Origin of the sequence: Jeotgalibacillus soli, assembly GCF_000829435.1 — a bacterium.
Lineage (GTDB): Bacteria > Bacillota > Bacilli > Bacillales > Jeotgalibacillaceae > Jeotgalibacillus > Jeotgalibacillus soli.
On sequence record NZ_JXRP01000019.1, the window covers coordinates 230943 to 249944 of the forward strand.

Annotated in this window: 19 protein-coding genes; 1 reads left to right on the forward strand and 18 read right to left on the reverse strand. The window is 40.2% G+C overall.

Annotated features, from left to right (window positions below):
- Positions 1–195: 195 nt before the first annotated feature.
- The gene (locus KP78_RS20330) at positions 196–381 is read left to right on the forward strand and encodes a zf-TFIIB domain-containing protein (protein ID WP_162835603.1); all 186 of its coding nucleotides are present in this window, start codon (positions 196–198) and stop codon (positions 379–381) included.
- Positions 382–1659: 1278 nt separating this feature from the next.
- On the opposite strand, the gene spo0A is transcribed toward KP78_RS20330, so the two are convergent.
- The 18 genes from spo0A to spoIIIAE form a co-directional block, all read right to left on the reverse strand.
- A complete protein-coding gene (gene spo0A, locus KP78_RS15325; protein ID WP_041090224.1) occupies positions 1660–2445 on the reverse strand; it encodes a sporulation transcription factor Spo0A in 786 nt (261 codons plus the stop codon).
- Positions 2446–2677: 232 nt separating this feature from the next.
- A complete protein-coding gene (gene spoIVB / locus KP78_RS15330; protein ID WP_052474866.1) occupies positions 2678–3736 on the reverse strand; it encodes a SpoIVB peptidase in 1059 nt (352 codons plus the stop codon).
- A 116-nt stretch (positions 3737–3852) separates the two neighbouring features.
- A complete protein-coding gene (recN, locus tag KP78_RS15335; protein ID WP_041090225.1) occupies positions 3853–5571 on the reverse strand; it encodes a DNA repair protein RecN in 1719 nt (572 codons plus the stop codon).
- An 18-nt stretch (positions 5572–5589) separates the two neighbouring features.
- Positions 5590–6042, reverse strand: a complete 453-nt coding sequence (gene ahrC / locus KP78_RS15340; protein WP_041090226.1) for a transcriptional regulator AhrC/ArgR — start codon at positions 6040–6042, stop codon at positions 5590–5592.
- Positions 6043–6182: 140 nt separating this feature from the next.
- Positions 6183–7040: a TlyA family RNA methyltransferase gene (locus KP78_RS15345; protein WP_041090227.1), complete on the reverse strand. Its 858-nt coding sequence runs from the start codon at positions 7038–7040 to the stop codon at positions 6183–6185.
- A 2-nt stretch (positions 7041–7042) separates the two neighbouring features.
- On the reverse strand, positions 7043–8935 hold the full coding sequence (gene dxs, locus KP78_RS15350; protein ID WP_041090624.1) for a 1-deoxy-D-xylulose-5-phosphate synthase: 1893 nt from the start codon (positions 8933–8935) through the stop codon (positions 7043–7045).
- A 537-nt stretch (positions 8936–9472) separates the two neighbouring features.
- Positions 9473–10354, reverse strand: a complete 882-nt coding sequence (locus KP78_RS15355) for a polyprenyl synthetase family protein (protein ID WP_041090228.1) — start codon at positions 10352–10354, stop codon at positions 9473–9475.
- A complete protein-coding gene (xseB, locus tag KP78_RS15360; RefSeq protein ID WP_041090229.1) occupies positions 10351–10590 on the reverse strand; it encodes an exodeoxyribonuclease VII small subunit in 240 nt (79 codons plus the stop codon). The genes KP78_RS15355 and xseB overlap by 4 nt, the downstream gene beginning before the upstream one ends.
- Before the next feature lies 1 nt (position 10591).
- Positions 10592–11938: an exodeoxyribonuclease VII large subunit gene (gene xseA / locus KP78_RS15365; protein ID WP_041090230.1), complete on the reverse strand. Its 1347-nt coding sequence runs from the start codon at positions 11936–11938 to the stop codon at positions 10592–10594.
- Positions 11939–12023: 85 nt separating this feature from the next.
- Positions 12024–12890, reverse strand: coding sequence for a bifunctional methylenetetrahydrofolate dehydrogenase/methenyltetrahydrofolate cyclohydrolase FolD (folD, locus tag KP78_RS15370; protein WP_041090231.1), 867 nt, complete (start codon positions 12888–12890; stop codon positions 12024–12026).
- Between the two features lie 24 nt (positions 12891–12914).
- On the reverse strand, positions 12915–13319 hold the full coding sequence (nusB, locus tag KP78_RS15375) for a transcription antitermination factor NusB (protein WP_041090232.1): 405 nt from the start codon (positions 13317–13319) through the stop codon (positions 12915–12917).
- 172 nt (positions 13320–13491) lie between these two features.
- A complete protein-coding gene (locus KP78_RS15380; RefSeq protein ID WP_041090233.1) occupies positions 13492–13911 on the reverse strand; it encodes an Asp23/Gls24 family envelope stress response protein in 420 nt (139 codons plus the stop codon).
- 12 nt (positions 13912–13923) lie between these two features.
- Entirely contained in the window at positions 13924–15285 is a 1362-nt protein-coding gene (gene accC, locus KP78_RS15385; RefSeq protein WP_041090234.1) for an acetyl-CoA carboxylase biotin carboxylase subunit, read from the reverse strand.
- A 16-nt stretch (positions 15286–15301) separates the two neighbouring features.
- Positions 15302–15811 (reverse strand): acetyl-CoA carboxylase biotin carboxyl carrier protein, encoded by a 510-nt coding sequence (gene accB, locus KP78_RS15390; protein WP_041090235.1) that lies wholly within the window; start codon positions 15809–15811, stop codon positions 15302–15304.
- 231 nt (positions 15812–16042) lie between these two features.
- On the reverse strand, positions 16043–16678 hold the full coding sequence (locus KP78_RS15395; RefSeq protein ID WP_235420957.1) for a SpoIIIAH-like family protein: 636 nt from the start codon (positions 16676–16678) through the stop codon (positions 16043–16045).
- Between the two features lie 6 nt (positions 16679–16684).
- On the reverse strand, positions 16685–17299 hold the full coding sequence (locus KP78_RS18760) for a hypothetical protein (protein ID WP_052474868.1): 615 nt from the start codon (positions 17297–17299) through the stop codon (positions 16685–16687).
- Positions 17300–17303: 4 nt separating this feature from the next.
- Positions 17304–17834: a stage III sporulation protein AF gene (locus KP78_RS15405; protein ID WP_041090236.1), complete on the reverse strand. Its 531-nt coding sequence runs from the start codon at positions 17832–17834 to the stop codon at positions 17304–17306.
- 14 nt (positions 17835–17848) lie between these two features.
- The gene (gene spoIIIAE, locus KP78_RS15410) at positions 17849–18991 is read right to left on the reverse strand and encodes a stage III sporulation protein AE (protein WP_041090237.1); all 1143 of its coding nucleotides are present in this window, start codon (positions 18989–18991) and stop codon (positions 17849–17851) included.
- Positions 18992–19002 lie beyond the last annotated feature (11 nt).

Here is a 19002-nt window from a genome sequence, read left to right on the forward strand (position 1 = left end):
AGCAAATTAAATTAAGCAAGTTCAAGTGGCTGTTCTACCATCAATATATCCATTCACTATTTACTAAGTTACATGAACAACCACCTCAACGGACTGATTAAAACTAAGTACTTTTTATTCTTTAGAAAATCAAATTTCTTATGATCTATTCGATCGAATTTACAATTAAATTTTACATTTATTAAGGATGATGTCATGGAAGCATTAATTATAATTTCACTCGGTATCGCTGCCATTCTACTAATAGACTTTTTCTCAGGAAAGAAAAAGCCAAAATGTCCACACTGTAACAGGGAGTATTATAAACCAATCAGAAGAACGTTTGAGGAGCATGAAACCTACTATTGCCCACATTGTGGAGGGGAAATGGAAAGAGAGTAATGAATGTATTTTAGATTTAAATTATTACAATATCATTCAAAGCCTCGTCAATAAACTCGACTTGGCTTTTTTGCATTTTTCTAGGTACGTATTTATTCGACCACATGGCAACGTTCGCGAGCTTATTTTTCATCAATATATTTGCTGAGTAGTCGTAGTAAAAAAACGCCGATATATTCTAATTTTAATGTGAATTCAACTGTTTATTTTGCTAAAGGATCGACAACAGAATATTCAAAATAACTCTTATTAATAAAATACTTTAATACAGTAGCCCCCTTTTTGCTCATCCTCCGTTTGAATCAAATCCATCAAAGCCTCCATACGAAGTTATTTGATCCTACTTGCAGCCTTAATAAAAAGTCTAATTGCTGAAAGAATAATTAAACCTAAATAGGATAGAGACATGATTTCCGAAAACATGTCATATGGCGCTTTCAATGTTCTACTAAACATGAAACCAACACAAGCCGATATTGAGTAACTAATAATGCGTAACCATTTCATTATGTTTTACCCTGCTAGTAAAAAAATAATGTGTAAGCAGTTCTCCAACAGCTGTCATAAATAAGAGTATAAGCAGGTTGTATAATAATGTCATGTTATACCTCTATTTTAAAAAGGATATGCGATTTCGATATCTTTTTTTATTGAATAGACGTTATATCAACCAGATTGTGAGCGTTGCCTTATAATCGATCTCAACCCTATACGTTAGTATTCCAATGCTGTGGTGAAGTAATACGGCATTTCTGTCTCTTAAGAACAGGTCCGGCACTACTTCTCCATCTTTGCCTGTGATTGGTCGGTTGACTTCACAATGATGCGCTTACCCGCTGCCTTATTAATTTCATCATTCTGGAGCCAGCGATATAGCGTGCGATCTGTTATGCCAACTTCTTTTTCGCGACTTCCACTAATGTCTTACCGTGACGGTACATTTACCGAGCTCCTGCAAGTATTTAAATATACGAGCGAATGTGCAGTGTTTTCACCTTAGAGGCATTGTCGATCTGCCATTCCTTATTTGGCAGAATGTTCATTTGTATGGTCGCATGATTTCTTCAAAAGGTTTTTACTAATGCAAAATAACATAAAGCTATCGAGCGGATAATCGAGTTCCGAGGACAACAAAAAGCCCTCCTTTTCATGCGGTTAGGCCGAAAAAGAAAGCGAATAGGTTATCGAAGTGTTCCCGAAAAAATTACCGGCTTATCCCGGATATTTATCGGTATTTCCCATGTCGTATGAACGTCAATAAACCGTGTCACGCAGCGATTAACTCGCCTTATGCTCTAATCTTAGCTTATCCGCCACCATTGCGATGAATTCTGAATTCGTGGGCTTTGATTTGGCGATTGAGACCGTGTAACCAAAAAGATTTGAAATTGCGTCTACATTTCCACGGTTCCACGCAACTTCTATGGCATGTCTAATGGCACGTTCCACACGAGAAGCGGTTGTATTGTATTTTTTTCCGATGTCCGGATAAAGCACCTTTGTAATGGAACCCAGAAGTTCAATATCATGATATACCATGGAGATGGCTTCGCGTAAATACATATACCCTTTAATGTGAGCAGGCACACCAATTTCATGAATAATACTTGTAATGCTCGCATCCAGATTCTTTGGCTTTGTAGAGGATTCACGTTGGAACCTGCGTGCTGAATGAGAGGTTTGAATCGATTTCCCTCGTACTTGTCGGATGTTTTGTACAAGGTTTTCCATATCAAATGGCTTTAAAATAAAATATGAGGCACCAAGATCAACTGCTTTCTTTGTGACATCTTCTTGTCCAAATGCAGTCAGCATAATGACGTTTGGCAGCTTTGGCAGTTCAAGCTCTCTCATTCGTTCAAGAACAGCCAGACCGTCAATATGAGGCATAATTATATCAAGTATAAGCACGTCTACTTCAATGTCTTCAAGCATTGACAAACAATCTTGTCCATTATGTGCTGTTGCAACGACTTCAATATCCTGTTGGTTTGAGATAAACTGTTCTAACGTTGCTACTAGCTCCCTATTATCATCCACAATACAAACCTTGATTATATCCACTCAAATTTCCTCCTCAATCGAAAATATCTTTTCTCTATGACAATTTCGACAGGTGTTAAATAATCACCTTTTTATTTCTCGAAAAAATAATTTTTTATATGTTTTCTACGATTTTCTCTTTTTATCACTGTTTTTCGATATATTTCAACAAAATAGGGCTTTCCATTGTAAATTGTATAGCTTTAGTGTAACAGACAATTCCGAGCATGCAAATAGGAAAAAGAACAGACAATTATGCTGCCTGTTCTTTTCCAATCTCCTTCTGACCGCTTTGTTTAATCATCTCCTCAATTGGAAGTGCATAGCCTGAGGTTGGATCATGAACAAGCACATGTGTAACGGCACCAATCAGCTTTCCATTTTGAACAATTGGACTTCCACTCATTCCTTGAATGATTCCGCCTGTTTTTTCGATTAGTGCAGGATCAGTGATGCGTATAAGCATTCCAACTGTTCCACCAGGTGCCTCGGTTTTCGTCCGGACAATTTCAATAACAAATCGTTCTATTGTATTATCATGAATAACGGTCAGCATTTCTGCCTTCCCTTCCCTTATTTCTCCATGGCTCGCAACAGGAAGCGGTTCTTTAAAAAGAGAATGCGGAGGTATTTTGTTTAACGTGCCAAAGATTCCATAAGGCGTATTGCGTTTTACAATTCCTAATGTCAAACCATTTTTCGTAAATACGGCAATTTTTCCTCCTGGTTTACCTGCTATACCCTTTTGTATATCATCTATTTGTGTTTCTTGTACAGTTCCTATACGCATATCAACTACTTTGCCTGTATCAGCGTCTGTTACGACATGACCAAGTGCACCAAAAGCGCCTGTATTTGGATCAATATAAGATACTGTTCCAATTCCTTGCGTATGATTTCGCACATAAAGGCCAAGCTGTGGGTGTCCCTGCTTGTTAACTGTCGGTGTTACCTCTACATTCATCTGCTTGCTTTCCCTTGTAACTTCAAGCTGCACCGAGCTTTTTTCTCTGAATTCTGTCTTTAACACCTGTGAAAGGTCGGCTGCTGACGAGACAGAAATACCGTTGATTCTGGTTAATGTATCGCCAATTTTTAATCCTGCTAAAGCCGCTGGAGCCCGATCCATCGAATCTTGATCCGTTGCATGGAATCCAACCACCATTACACCTTTTGTCTCCAGTGAAATACCAACGGATTGACCACCAGGAAATAACTTTATTGAAGAGGCATGTATCGTTTGATCCATTGAAGGGAACAGCAACAGCACATTAAAAACAATCGCAATAAGCCAAATTTTTCTCCATCTCACCTTTTTTCTCCCCTTCCACGGCAGTACGATTACCTTCTTAATGTTGGCGAAAAGAGCGGGAATTATCACGTGGAAATAAACGAAAAAGCCATCCGTAATTGGATGACTTTTCATATTCAGACGCGTGTGCTTTTTATTGAGGCGGCGAGTTCTAGAAGTTCTCTTGCATGCTCAAGTGTTAGCTCAGTGATTTCAACCCCTGAAATCATACGACTGATTTCATGAATTCGTTCCCTCTCCTCTAATGAGGTTACATAAGTTTTCGTCCGTTCATGCACCACTTCTTTAGAAATAAATAGATGCTGGTCTGACATTGCAGCTACTTGTGGTAAATGGGAAATACACAGCACTTGAGAGTGAACGGATACAGTATGAATCTTCTCTGCTATTGCCTGTGCAACTCGGCCGCTAACGCCCGTGTCTACTTCATCAAAAATAATTGATGTGATACCTTGATGCTCAGAGAAAATGGCTTTTAACGCCAGCATGATACGGGATATTTCTCCTCCTGATGCTACTTTTGTAAACGGCTTTAAAGGTTCACCAGGATTCGTAGAAATAAAAAACTCCACAGTATCTGCTCCATCTTTTTTAAATACTCTTTCCTCTTCAGTATGAACTGAAGATGGTTTCTGATGGAAACGCACTTCAAAGATGGCCTTGTCCATATACAATGCTTCTAATTGCTGATGAATCTGCTTGGTCAGTAATTGAGCCCATTGCTGTCTAGTCTCTGATAATGCTTGTGCTTCCAGAAGAAGATCCTTTTTTATTGATGCTTCTTTCTTTTGCAGGGTTAAAATGGATGACTCTCTATTGGTAATCGTTTCAATTTCTTCTTCAATTGAAGCACCGTACTCTACGACTTCTTCAATGGTGGCACCATATTTTCGCTTCAGCTGATTTATTTCGTTTAATCTCTCTTCAATCGCCTGGAGTCTTTCCGGATCATATTCAAGCGTATCCAGATGATTTCTGATTGAACGAGCTGCTTCTTCCAATAAGTAAAAGCTATTCGCTGCAGACTCGCTTACTTCCTTCAAAGATGCATCAATCTCCGCAGCATGCTCTAGATTAGACATTGATAAGCCAAGCCAATCTAAACCCGCCTGCTCCCCTTGTAATGCGTTGTAGGCGGTCTGAAGTGATTCGAAGAGCCGTTCAAAATTGACGAGACGGCTTTTTTCTTCCATTAAATTTTCATCCTCATGAAGTTCAAGTCCTGCCTGCTGAATTTCATTAAGCTGAAATTGAATTAAATCTAATCTATGGGCCATTTGCTGTTCGTTTTCGCTCAATGAACGGATTTGCTTTCTTACTTGTTCATACTGCTGGAACAGTTCTTGGTAAGAGATTTTTGTGGGCTGAATGTCCTCATAGCCAAATTGGTCTAAAAGAGAAAGGTGTTTCGTTTCATCCATAAGCTCCTGACTTTCATGCTGTCCATGAACATCAATGAGCGCAGCACCAACTTCTCGTAATATGGCAATTGTTACAAGCTTACCATTAATTCGGCAAGCACTTTTGCCTGATTGAGAAATGTCACGTTTTAAAAGAATCATTCCTTCTTCCAGTTCGATTCCAAATTCCTGACATTTTTGAATGCATGGATGATAATCATCCTCTAATATAAATAATCCTTCTATCTCAGCTTTTTTCTCACCGTGCCGGACAAATTCTGCCGACCCTCGCCCACCTACTAAAAGCTGAACGGCATCAATAATAATGGATTTTCCGGCTCCTGTTTCACCGGTTAAAACAGTTAGTCCTTCTTCTAATGAAAGAGATAGTTCATCTATTATGGCAAAATTTCGAATGGAAAGTTCCTGAAGCACTATTTGTCACCTCTATTGTTAAAGCATATCGATAAATCGCTGCGAAATCATTTCTGCATCTTCTTCACGCCGGCAAATAATTAAACACGTATCATCTCCACAAATTGTACCTAAAATCTCATTCCAATCTAGATTATCAATGAGTGCTCCAATTGCATTCGCATTTCCAGGAAGCGTTTTCATAACGAGAAAGTGCCCCGCTCCATCAATACGGACAAAAGCGTCCGTTAGCGTCCGTTTTAGTTTTTGCAGCGGATTAAATCGCTGATCTGCTGGCAAACTATACTTGTAGCGCCCATCAATTAATGGGACTTTTACAAGGTGAAGCTCTTTAATATCTCTAGAGATTGTCGCTTGTGTTACATTAAATCCTGCTTTTTTTAACTGATCCACTAGCTCGTCCTGTGTCTCAATATCATTGTTGACGACGATTTCCCGAATCTTTATATGGCGTTGCCCTTTATTAACCATTATCCTCACTCCATGAATTAATTTGAATAAATATACTCCTCTATACGTTTATGTTAGCGTAAACGGTCTCAAATGTACATGTTTAAAACGTTAAATTCCATCACATGGAAAAGGAGCAACCAGTGGCTGCTCCTATGCTCCTATTCATTATCACTTGCTTTTGTAGCCGTCTTCAGCTGTGTGTGAGCTGCAGTGACAATCTCCTTTGTTTTGAGATCTTGCGCTTGAATGCCTTCACCTCGGTCAATCGACTCATCTGAAGTGCGTAAATGCAACAGAAACTCAATATTTCCATCACCGCCCGTAATTGGAGAAAAAGTAGCTCCTCTCACATCATATCCTTCACCAAGAGAAAATTGTATAATCCGATCCAGCACTGCCTCATGTACAGATGGGTCACGAATAATTCCTTTTTTGCCCACCTGTTCACGCCCTGCTTCAAATTGTGGCTTGACCAAAGCCACAACATCACTGTTTGGAGCAAGCAATGTTTTTAACACAGGTAAAATAATGCGAAGTGAAATAAATGAGACGTCAATTGATGCAAAGTCAGGAATTCCTTTTTGTAAATCAGCCGGTGTTAAATACCTAAAATTCGTACGTTCCATGACGACAACTCGTTCATCCTGCCTAAGCTTCCATGCGAGCTGATTATAGCCCACGTCAACCGCATAAGACATTTCTGCCCCATTTTGCAGCGCACAGTCGGTAAATCCTCCTGTAGAAGAACCGACATCAATCATTTTTTTTCCTTTTACATTAATCTCGAAATACTGAAGTGCCTTTTCAAGCTTCAATCCGCCTCTGCTTACATAGGGGAGTACTTTGCCTTTCACTGATAATTCCGTGTCTTCTGGTACTTTCTCCCCCGGCTTGTCCAGCCGAACCTCATTTGCGTAAATTAATCCTGCCATGATAGCACGCTTTGCTTTTTCTCTTGTTTCAAAAAGTCCTTGTTCTACTAAAAGAACATCAATCCGTTGTTTTTGTACTTTCATAATTACGCCCTTTTTTGTTTAATTGGTGCGATTGTCTGAATAATTTCTACAGCTCGCTCTGATGTTAGGTTAATTTCTTCAAGCAATTGATCTACACTTCCGTGTTCGATAAACTGATCAGGAATTCCCATACGTTCAATCTGAATATGACTCATACTTTGATCATGAGCAAACTCAAGCACTGCACTTCCGAATCCGCCTTGAAGTACTGCTTCTTCAATTGTAAGAATTGGTATTTCTGATGTGAATAGATCCATAAGCATGGCTTCATCCAACGGCTTGATAAATCTCGCATTTACAACACGAACAGAAATCCCCTTGCCTGCAAGAAGCTCTGCTGCCTTTAATGCCATTGGAATGGTTGTTCCAAAAGTTAAAATGGCCACATCTGTCCCTTCACGAATAATCTCCCAGCTGCCGATTGGAATGTTTTTCAATTCTTGATCCATCTCAACACCAAGACCATTTCCTCTTGGAAAACGCATAGCAATTGGACCATCATTATAATCAATCGCTGTTTTCACCATATGCTGACCTTCATTTTCATCTTTTGGCATCATGACAACCATATTTGGCAAATGGCGCAAGAAGGCAATATCAAATACGCCTTGATGCGTTTCTCCATCTGCTCCAACAAGTCCTGCACGGTCAATGCCGATAAACACATTCAGATTCTGTCTGCATATATCGTGTACAACCTGGTCATACGCACGCTGTAAAAAGGTTGAATAAATGGCTAAGAACGGTTTCATATTTTGAGTAGCAAGCCCCGCAGCCATTGTTGTCGCATGCTGTTCAGCAATCCCGACATCAAACATGCGATCTGGAAATTCACTTGCAAAGGCTTCAAGCTTTGAACCAACGGGCATAGCTGGTGTAACAGCTACAATTCGCTTGTCCTCTCTTGCCAGTCGCCTTACTGTTTCAGATACAAGAGCGCTCCATGCAGGGGCAATGTTGACTGGTTTGATCAAGTCACCAGTGTCAATTTTGTATGGTCCCGTTCCGTGCCATGTTCCTTTTCGGTCCATCTCTGCCGGATTAAACCCTTTTCCTTTTTTCGTAATTACATGTAATAGAACTGGACCCTTTGTTTTCTTCGCATATTGAATATTTTCTTCAAGATCATCAAAGTTGTGGCCGTCTACAGGACCCAGATACGTGAATCCAAGCTCCTCAAAAAAGACACCAGACACAAGAAGATATTTTAAGCTATCCTTGAGCCGCTCAGCAGTTGCAGCAAGTTTCCCACCCACCGCAGGTACCTTTTTCAACAAATATTCCAGCTCGTCCTTTGCCCAATTATACTTACCGGCTGTTCTTAATCGGCCTAAAACACTATGGAGAGCTCCGACATTCGGTGCAATGGACATTTCATTATCATTTAAAATGACAATCATATCCTTTTTCTCATGACCGATGTGGTTCAAAGCCTCAAGGGCCATACCACCTGTTAACGCTCCGTCACCAATAATCGGTACGATATAGTTTGAGTCACCTTTTATATCTCTCGCGATCGCCATTCCCATAGCAGCTGATAAGGAGGTGGAGCTATGTCCTGTTTCCCAAACATCATGCTCACTTTCAATCATTTTTGGAAATCCGCACAAGCCTTTAAACTGACGCAGCGTATCAAACTGATCGCCTCTTCCTGTCAAAATCTTGTGAACATAAGACTGATGTCCAACATCCCATAGAAACTTATCTGCCGGACTGTCGAAATGCTTGTGTAAAGCCAGTGTCAATTCAACTACTCCTAAGTTAGGACCGATATGACCACCAGATGTTGATAGTCTCTCAATCAGAAATTTCCGGATATTCTCGCTAAGGGCTTTAAGCTCGTCTTTGTTCATTTTTTTCAAGAATGACGGATCCTTTATTTTTGTAACATTCATCGGGATCACTCACTTTCATCCAGGTATCATATTTCCTGTTTTTTCGATTATTTTTTCTTCGTATCTTTTATTATAACAATGTATAGCTTTTCCTCAAGAAATTGTCGTGTTTTTTTACATACTAAACCATATCGTAATAATATATAATCGTCTCAAATCGTAACTTTAACAGTGGTAATAGAAGCAAAGATTCCTTGGAAAGTTTTCACTTCAATCCATCTGCACAGGAACAAATTTTTCTATCAAATATTATTCTAGAATGATGCACTTTTTATTATACCCTCAAATTGACTATTCACATCATTACAAATGCTCGCAAAACGGTCCACTTTGCGAACAAGTTGGATCGAATGGCGAGCATTAAATAAAAATCCCACTGTTAAATAAAAATAAACCCTTATCTATTCAACTATTCTCTATATTACAGATGATTTTATGAGTTATCTAACTAAACGAAAAAATTATTGTATGAATAATTCTCTTTTTAGTCTATAAGTTAAAATATCATTAAACGCGGTAATAATTGTATCCCCACCTCTATGATCGTCTTTCCACAATCAAATCAGCAATAGAAGATAATAGATTATTTTGTAGAGGCAAATGGCTAAGCGCTTCCTTTGCTTGAATTAGATGATGCTCCAGCTTTTGCTTCGCACCGTCCATTCCGAGAAGTGCAGGATAGGTGCTTTTATTATTGGAAATATCACTGCCTATCGGCTTTCCAATCTCTTGTTCATCTCCTTCAACATCAAGGATATCATCCCGAATTTGAAATGCAAGACCTATATGATAGGCATAGGAATGTAATTGCTCAATCTGCTTTTGTGTTGCCCCACTTAAAATACCACCAGCGATCACACTATATATAAGGAGATGACCGGTTTTTCTTTCGTGTATCGATTCAAGCTCAGGTAAGGTTAAGGAGCTATTTTCCCCTTCAAGGTCTGCTACCTGCCCTCCAACCATTCCGATCGCTCCTGCTGCGGTTGCGAGTTCTGTGATGAGTGAAACCTTTTGTTCAGCAGTTGCATGGTCCATCATTGAAATGAGACGAAAGCTCTCCGTAAGCAGCGCGTCTCCTGCCAGTATAGCATGAGCCTCACCGAATATCTTATGATTAGTCGGTTTACCTCTTCGTAAATCATCGTCGTCCATACTAGGAAGATCATCATGAATTAATGAGTATGTATGAACCATCTCTAATGCAGCTGCTGGCATCAATCCAATTTTACAGTCCAATCCGAACGCATCAATCGTAGCTAAAAGCAAAATCGGGCGAATTCTCTTTCCACCTGCCTCCAGCGAGTACACCATGGCATCCCTTAATGTTGAAGGGGCATTAAGTTCTTTAACCTGATCGAGCATTGTTTCTTCTACTTGTTTTTTATACGTTTCTATAAATAAAGTTAGTCCTGTCATGACGTTGAATCCTCTTTTGAGAGTTCGAAGGCTTCTTCACCCTGATCCGTGATCAGCGTCGCCATTTGCTTTTCTGCATGCTGGAGTTTATCATGACAAGTTTTTGAAAGCTCGACTCCTTTTTGATAGATTATTAAAGCTTCTTCCAAAGGAACATCTCCTTCTTCTAGCCTCGTTACAATCTCCTCAAGCTGAATCATTGCTTCTTCAAATGTATATTGTTTCTTTGCTGACATTTTATTCACGCTCCTTCACATCATTAACGCTGCATAGCAAGTCTTTATCCGCCATGGCCACACGTATTGAATCGCCCTTTTTTAGAGATGATGGGTCTTTAATCAATTCATTATCTCCATCATACACTAAACTGTATCCTCGATTCATGATTTTTAATGGGCTTAATGCTTCAAGTGTTGATATCGTCCCTTTAAATTCGGACGTTTTTCGATTCAAAAGCCCCTTCATTGTGTAATGCAATGAGCGGTCAAGCTGACGGAGCTGTAATGATTGCTTTTCGATCAACTGTTTTGGGTGCTGTCTGATCAACTGTTTTTCAATATAGCTTAAACGTTCACGACTTCCTCCAACTTTCTGCATAAGCATCTTGTTTAATTGTACATTAAGATGATCAAGACGTTCCATTTGCTGTTGATAAAGCCGTTCCGGTTTTCTGAAAATAATCGACTGGGAAAGATACTGCCACTGCTTCCTTTTTACGGAAACCACTTCAGTCATGGCTCTTAATAGACGCATATCCTTACTCAGCAGTCTTTCTGTAACCTCTTCAATATTTGGTGCTGCTATTTCTGCAGCAGCTGTTGGTGTTGGAGCACGCATATCCGCTGCAAAGTCTGCAATCGTAACATCCGTTTCATGTCCTACTGCAGAGATTACCGGGACTGGAAATGAGACGATCGATCTAGCTACAATCTCTTCATTAAATGGCCAAAGCTCTTCAATAGACCCACCGCCACGTCCAACGATTAAAACGTCAATGGAAGGATCAGCAGACGCTTTTTCCATTGCACGAACAATGCTTGCAGCTGCGCTTTCTCCTTGCACAACCGCTGGAAACAGCTTTACTTTTACAATGGGATACCTTCTCTTAATGGTCGTCAAAATATCCCGTATCACTGCCCCAGTAGGCGATGTCACCACACCAATTGTTTTTGGATAAGAGGGAATGGGCCTTTTACGCTGAGGATCAAATAATCCTTCCTGCTGAAGTCTTTCCTTTAGCTGTTCGTATGCTAAAAAGAGAGCGCCTACACCTTCCGGCTGTATATCTTTAACATATAGCTGATATTGCCCGCTTGCTTCGTATACTGATACATCTGCTTTGATCAGCACCATCATCCCATTTTCCGGCTCGAATTTCAGCTTCTTACTATTGGAAGCGAACATCACAGCCAAGATCCTCGCTTTATCATCTTTTAATGTAAAATAAAAATGACCGCTTGAGTGACGTTTGAAATTAGATATCTCACCTTTTATGTGCGCATCTGATAAATGTGGATCAGCGTCAAATTTTCTTTTTATGTATTTCGTAAGTGCGTGAACAGAAAGATAGGTTACTTCCGTCATATCGATCACTCCTTTGTAAAACTGGATCGGATGAAAAATAAGCTGACTCATGACAAGAGTCAGCCCTATTTTATATGTTGTTTAATTATGATTGCGTTTTGCGGGTCAGTGTACGTTCAGCCGATTCAGCTGTATTAGCTAGCAGCATCGTTATCGTCATAGGGCCCACACCACCTGGAACAGGTGTTATGGCTCCTGCTTTAGGCAAGCAATTTTGATAATCCACATCACCACATAGTTTTCCTTCATCATCTCGATTCATTCCAACATCGATAATGACGGCACCATCTTTAATATGATCCGCAGTAATTAAATTTCTGATCCCTACTGCAGCAATAATGATATCTGCTTGTTTTGTATGATAGGCAAGATCTGCTGTACGAGAGTGGCAGTATGTAACCGTTGCATCTTCTTTTAATAAGAGCTGTCCCATAGGCTTTCCAACAATATTACTTCTACCTACTACGACGGCATGCTTTCCACGCAGTTCAACCTGCTCATATTTGAGCATTTCGATAATCCCGTATGGCGTACACGGGTAAAATGCTTCCCCGCCAGTCATCAATCGACCTACATTAATTGGGTGAAAACCATCTACATCTTTATTAGGATCGATTGATTCAATAATGTTTATTTCATCAATTTGAGAAGGCAGCGGCAACTGAACTAGAATACCGTGGATGGTATTGTCTTCATTCAGTTCATTCACTTTGTTAATTAAGCCTTCTTCCGTTGTATCATCAGCAAGCTCAATTAGTACTGAGTGCATACCAATTTTTTCGCAAGCCTTTCGTTTCATGCTTACATAGGTTCTAGAAGCTTGATTGTTTCCTACTAAAATAACCGCAAGTCCAGGCGTGATACCTTTTTCTTTTAACTGGCTGACCCGTTCTGCAGTTGTGCTTTGTATATGTTGTGCAATTTTTTTACCATCTATTATACTTGCAGTCATATCGTTTTTTGCCTCCCGTGATTGTTAATCCCGTGAATAAAGCGTATTGACGATTTTAGATAATACTCCATTCACAAATTTGCTTGATTTTTCATCACCGAAACGCTTGGAAACTTCAATTGCTTCGTTAATAACGACATTATGAGGAACTTCATCTTGCTGATGCAGCAGCTCATAAAGTGCGATACGAAGAATGTTGCGATCGACTCTTGCTAAACGATCGAGTTTCCAGCGTTCGAGATGACTTTGGATCATGTTGTCTATATCTGCTTTATTGTCATATACACCGATAACAAGCAGTTCTAAATAACTGTCCATTGATTCTTCTTCTTCAAGTACATTTTGTAAGGCCTCGGCCGGCTCCATCTCATTCATATCCATTTGAAAAAGAGCCTGTAGGGCTTTTTCTCGGGCCGTTCGTCTTTTCATTTTTTACTAAACTCCTTCACTCATTGCGTAAAAATCCATGTCATAAAAAGATAATAGCACAAAATAGCATGACAAACCTAACGGAACTTTGAAAATCCCTATTTTCAAAAAACTCCTTGTATTAAAAAATTTAAAAAAACAGGTGCACGACCACCGTGCACCTGTTCCATGCTCAAACTTCTATTTCATCTTCGAATTCTGCTTTAGGTGCTTCAAACTGAACCCCTACTACATGAATGTTTACTTCTTCAGCAAGAAGTGCAGTCATATTCTGGAGAGTTTGTCGAATGTTATCCTGAATTTTTTGGGCTACAGATGGGATAGAAACACCAAATTTGATGGTGCAATAAACATCAACGATGATACCGTCTTCTCCAAGCTCCACTTTCACCCCTTTGCCATGGTTTTTTTTACCAAGTCGTTCAGCAACACCCGACGCAAAGTTTCCGCGCATTTGGGCTACACCTTCCACTTCTGAAGCCGCGATCCCTGCAATAACTTCGATTACCTCTGGAGCAATCTCAATTTTCCCAAGCTGATTATGTTCTAGGCTGTTCATCTGCAGTAATGGGGATTGTTGGTTTTCTGCCATGATCGGCACCTCCTAAACATTCTCTTTAGACATTACATCATATGTTTCCAAAAATTTCGTATTAAAATCTCCACTAACAAAGGTTTCATGCTCCAATAATCTTAAATGGAATGGAATCGTAGTATGAATACCCTCAATGACGAATTCAGCTAGTGCTCTTTTCATTTTTGCAATCGCTTCTTCTCGAGTTGCTCCATGTGTGATTACTTTTGCTATCATTGAATCATAATATGGAGGAATGCTGTAACCAGGATATGCAGCGGAATCCACTCGCACACCTAATCCACCTGGCGGTAAGTACATATTAATTTTGCCAGGCGAAGGCATAAAATTCTTTTCAGGATTTTCTGCATTAATACGGCACTCAATTGACCACCCGTTAAAGGTAACATCCTTTTGCTTCAGGCTAAGCGGTTCACCCGATGCTACAAGAATTTGTTCTTTAATTAAATCAACACCCGTCACCATCTCTGTTACAGGATGCTCAACTTGTATTCGGGTATTCATTTCCATGAAATAAAATGACTGTTGGCGGTGATCGTAAATAAACTCGACAGTACCAGCGCCTGTATAGTTTACTGCCTGAGCAGCTTTAACAGCCGCCTCACCCATTTGGCTTCGAATACCTTGATCTAGTGCAGGAGATGGTGTTTCTTCAAGCAGCTTTTGGAGGCGTCGCTGAATCGTGCAATCTCTCTCTCCTAAATGTATAACGGAACCGTGCTGATCAGCCATTACTTGGATCTCTACATGTCGGAAATCCTCGATAAACTTCTCTATGTAAACTCCCGGATTTCCAAATGCGGTTTCTGCTTCTTTCTGGGTAATCTTGAGGCCCTTTATTAATTCTTCCTCTGTCCTAGCAACGCGAATTCCTTTACCGCCGCCGCCTGCTGTCGCTTTAATAATAATAGGATAGCCCATTTCTTCAGCCAGTTCGATTGCATCTTCGACAGACTCAATGATGCCTTTAGATCCAGGCACAACAGGTACTCCTGCTTCTCTCATCGTTTCCCTCGCTACGTCCTTGGTTCCCATTTTCGAAATCGCTTCCGGACTTGGGCCGATAAAGATAATATTGCATTCTCTGCAGAGTTCAGCAAAAGCTACGTTTTCAGCTAAAAAGCCATATCCTGGATGAATCGCGTCACAGTCAGTCAGCTTCGCTACACTAATCACATTTGTAAAATTTAAATAGCTGTCTTTAGATGAATTTGGACCAATACAATAAGCCTCATCTGCCATTTGAACATGAAGCGATTCTCGGTCTGCTTCTGAATATACAGCAACCGTTTCAATATCCATTTCACGACATGCTCGGATAATTCGAACCGCGATTTCTCCACGGTTTGCAATCAATATTTTTTTGATCATTCGTATTCTCTCCTTACTAGGCCTTTACGAGAAAAAGAGGCTGACCATATTCTACAAGCTGGCCGTCTTTAACAAGGATTTCGACAATTTCTCCATCCACTTCGGCTTCAATTTCATTAAATAGCTTCATTGCTTCTACGATACAAACCGTAGTACTTGCTGAAACTTTACTTCCTACTTTTACAAAAGGGTCAACATCTGGAGAAGATGCGTGATAGTATGTGCCAACCATCGGAGATGTAATTTCTATAAGGTTGTTTGTACTTTCTGCAACCGCTTCTTGCTTAGGCTGTTCTTCTCTTGGGTTTGGCTCCGCTTTATTCTCTTCTTCACGAATTACCGCTTCTTGTACAGCAGCAGCATTTACCGTTTCAACAGTATGGTTGTTAGCGGCTGTTTGTGTCTTAGTATCTTTTGCTGTTTTTTTCAGTTTTAGTTTTGCTCCATCTTGTTCATAAGTGAATTCATCGATTGATGATTGATCAATAAGTTTAATAATTTCACGAATCTCTTGTACTTTTAGCATCGTTGACACTCCTTGACCTATAATAATTAGTAGCTGCTCTTAATATCATACGATAATAGTATACCATAATTCAACTTGGCGTTTAAAAATGTTCTTTATGCATACCAAATCATGTTTATACTTTCCTTATTGTATCATAATTTAATTCAGAAAAAATACTGAACGCCGTACACACGCATTAAAGAGGACTGGCTTTAGTCTGCCAGTCCTCTCCATCATCATTTATAGATTTTATTCACCTTCAACCTGATCTAAATTTTCAGTTATGTCTTCTGTTACTTCTTCACTTTCAGCTCCAGCTTCGCTATCGCCTTCGGCAGAAGCTTCGTTTGATTGAAATTTCACATTAACTTGTTTTGTATCTCCAAATTCTTGTCGTGCAAGCTGGATCAGCGCATTTGCGTCCGCCTTCGAGTGTTCCTCCGCTATCACGGTAATTAGAACCTGATTTTCATCTGTGCGAACAAGGGCATCTTGATAGTCGAGCGCCTTAATCATGGTTTCCATCATCGCCTCCTTCGATGCCATTTTCACGAGTTCATCCATCTCATTAAATGCCTCATTCTTTTCAGATGATGTAAACTCATTTGAGGCCACCTTTGCTGTGAGCTGCTCTTTTAATGCATTACGCTCATCCTGCAGCTGCATTCGAAGCACTTCAAAAAGCTCACCCTCAACCGCTTCTGCATTCACATCCACATCTTCCTCAAGTACCCACTGCTCCCCATCTTCTCCAAGCACCATATCTGCATCCCCATCGGGAACAAAGGGGGAGGCTTGGTCTCCTGGTGATGTTACGTAATAAACAGAAAGTACAACAACGAGGCTTAACATTGTTAAAAGCCAAACGGTTTGTTTTTTCAGCATCATATCTCACGACTCCTCCTGTTTAACTGGTATTACAGCCACACGATGTGTAGAAATGTCTAAGACTCGAGCTACAGCCTCAGTAATCCATTTTTTCACTTTTATTTGATCTGCTCCTTCCGCCACAATCATGACACCAAGAACAGTAGGCTTTTCAATATGACTTATAAAAGGACCGCTTTGTGATTGGTTTCCAGTGACAAGCTGACTGCTTGATGACTGCCGATCAGTTGTAGAGTGTTCTTCTCCATTATTTTCACTGGTTTGATCATGCTGAAGCGTTTGATCCTTTTCATACACTTTCCGTTCACTTGAAGCGACATTGACCATTACCTGTACATTCTTTGTCCCAAGAGCTACCTGCAGCATATCGACTAATTGGTGTTCAATCTCTTTTTCCATCTGCCGAAAGCTTTTATCTGCTGATGTTTGTTCATCAACTGCTGATGCCTCTGGACTCGACGGCAGAAGTGGTTTTTCTACTTGATTGTTCTGCAAAATCAAAAGGAGCATGCCCGCTACCACGAGAACAATAATTAGCTGAATTTTCCGATTTGGTGTTGGGTCTCTAGAGAAAGAAAAGCGGTCCTTTAGCTTGTCCCATGCATTTTTTTGCTCCACGTTGTCACTCCTCTTTCAACACTAATCTAATTGAATCATCCGGCACCCCCCATTCACCCGCAAGAAGTTTAATTAATTGATGGTTGTCCACCTCTGTGATCGGAGTAACATGAAGAACAACTTCGATTTCTCCTGTGAACGTTTCGATCGTAGAATTATGCGGCCATACTGTGACAGTCGAGAGCTCTACCCCAAAATTTTCTTGAACAATTGGTTTAGCCTGTCTCGTTAATTGATCAGCGACCTCTTTCCATATGTATGATTGATGTTTGTTATTCATGTCACTGATGATCAATTCTCCCTCTTCCTGCTGCATTTGAATCTCTTCTTCCATCAAAGGAAATGACACTGTAAGGAGCTCATCATTCTGACGGACGAAATAAATTAATGGCTCCAACAGTAAAAGCAGCAGCAAACTACCTAAAACTAGCCGAACAAAAGGTCGCCAGCTGTTTGCTGGTAATAGCAGGTCAGAAAGAGCCATTAACACAATAAGTACGAGTAATTGTGAAATCCACTGATAGATCGCTCCCACACCATGCCTCCTTTTCAACGGATCATTAATGGTATATTGCTGACAAACAATAAAACCACAATCCCCAGTAAAAACATGATCGATACCAGCACCAATGCTGCACATAAGTGAAATAGCCCTTTACTCACCGCATCTACTGCTTGTACCATTCCAGCGTGTCCAAGAGGCTCCATGATTACGGCACAGATCCGGTACATAAACGCTACAACTAATATTTTGATTGCAGGAAAGAGAATCATGATACCCAGCATTAACGCGCCTGCTAGCCCAACAGCATTTTTTGCCAGGACGGAAGAAGCTAAAACAAGATCAGTCGTATCCGCGACAACCTTTCCAATAAACGGTATAAACTGTCCTGCAATCATTTTCACTGTTTTTGCTGCCACTCCATCTGCGACAGAAGTCGTAACCCCTTGGATGGAAAAGATGGTTAAGTAGATCATTACCACAACGCCAAGCAGCCATATTCCGATTTGTCTGCAAAGAGCGGCCATTTTCGCCGTGCTAAAAGATGTTGAGACTGTATCTACAATATCAAGCAAAATGGATAAAACAAATAAAGGAATAAGTAGATGCTGCATCAGCCAATGACTAAACTGGACAATGAACAGCAGAAGCGGATGAGAAACAGCTGCTGTTGTAACACCTCCAGATAGGGTGATCATAGCTAAATAAAGCGGGAGTAATGCATACATAAAGTCAGCCATTAAGGCTACAGTATCCGTTATATACCCCACACAAATTGAGACACTTTCGATTACCACCATCAGCAGCAAACCAGTCATGGCAACTGAGCTTACTGCTGCAATTCCTTCTCTTGAAAAGGATTGCTGGATAGTTTGTAATAGGGAGCCGATCATTAGAATAATAAGCAGCCAAAGGATAATGTGTGAATTAACTGCGATTTCATGAAATACATAACGAACAATACCTGACAGCCATTCACTAAATGAATCTTGCGGATTTGTTAATAAAGAAAGTAAATCCTGCCGAGTCAGCGAGGGTAAATACTCACCATATACATCCGTTAATTGATCCCAAAAACCAAGCCACGCTTCGTGACTTTCATCCATCAACTGGTCATTGGTATTTGTTTCTAAAGGATTTGTTGAATTCATTTCATGGTCATTTTGTTGGGTCGGTTGATTGAGCTTCAAGCCTATATTCA

What these genes read in the sequence shown, in the direction of transcription:
- KP78_RS15345 (WP_041090227.1), bottom strand. Translation starts at nt 7,040, where the DNA reads ATGAAAGTACAAAAACAACGGATTGATGTTCTTTTAGTAGAACAAGGA.
- folD (WP_041090231.1), bottom strand. Translation starts at nt 12,890, where the DNA reads ATGACTGCAAGTATAATAGATGGTAAAAAAATTGCACAACATATACAA.
- nusB (WP_041090232.1), bottom strand. Translation starts at nt 13,319, where the DNA reads ATGAAAAGACGAACGGCCCGAGAAAAAGCCCTACAGGCTCTTTTTCAA.
- KP78_RS15395 (WP_235420957.1), bottom strand. Translation starts at nt 16,678, where the DNA reads ATGCTGAAAAAACAAACCGTTTGGCTTTTAACAATGTTAAGCCTCGTT.
- accC (WP_041090234.1), bottom strand. Translation starts at nt 15,285, where the DNA reads ATGATCAAAAAAATATTGATTGCAAACCGTGGAGAAATCGCGGTTCGA.
- xseA (WP_041090230.1), bottom strand. Translation starts at nt 11,938, where the DNA reads ATGACGGAAGTAACCTATCTTTCTGTTCACGCACTTACGAAATACATA.
- dxs (WP_041090624.1), bottom strand. Translation starts at nt 8,935, where the DNA reads ATGAATGTTACAAAAATAAAGGATCCGTCATTCTTGAAAAAAATGAAC.
- KP78_RS15380 (WP_041090233.1), bottom strand. Translation starts at nt 13,911, where the DNA reads ATGGCAGAAAACCAACAATCCCCATTACTGCAGATGAACAGCCTAGAA.
- ahrC (WP_041090226.1), bottom strand. Translation starts at nt 6,042, where the DNA reads ATGGTTAATAAAGGGCAACGCCATATAAAGATTCGGGAAATCGTCGTC.
- KP78_RS15355 (WP_041090228.1), bottom strand. Translation starts at nt 10,354, where the DNA reads ATGACAGGACTAACTTTATTTATAGAAACGTATAAAAAACAAGTAGAA.
- xseB (WP_041090229.1), bottom strand. Translation starts at nt 10,590, where the DNA reads ATGTCAGCAAAGAAACAATATACATTTGAAGAAGCAATGATTCAGCTT.
- accB (WP_041090235.1), bottom strand. Translation starts at nt 15,811, where the DNA reads ATGCTAAAAGTACAAGAGATTCGTGAAATTATTAAACTTATTGATCAA.
- KP78_RS20330 (WP_162835603.1), top strand. Translation starts at nt 196, where the DNA reads ATGGAAGCATTAATTATAATTTCACTCGGTATCGCTGCCATTCTACTA.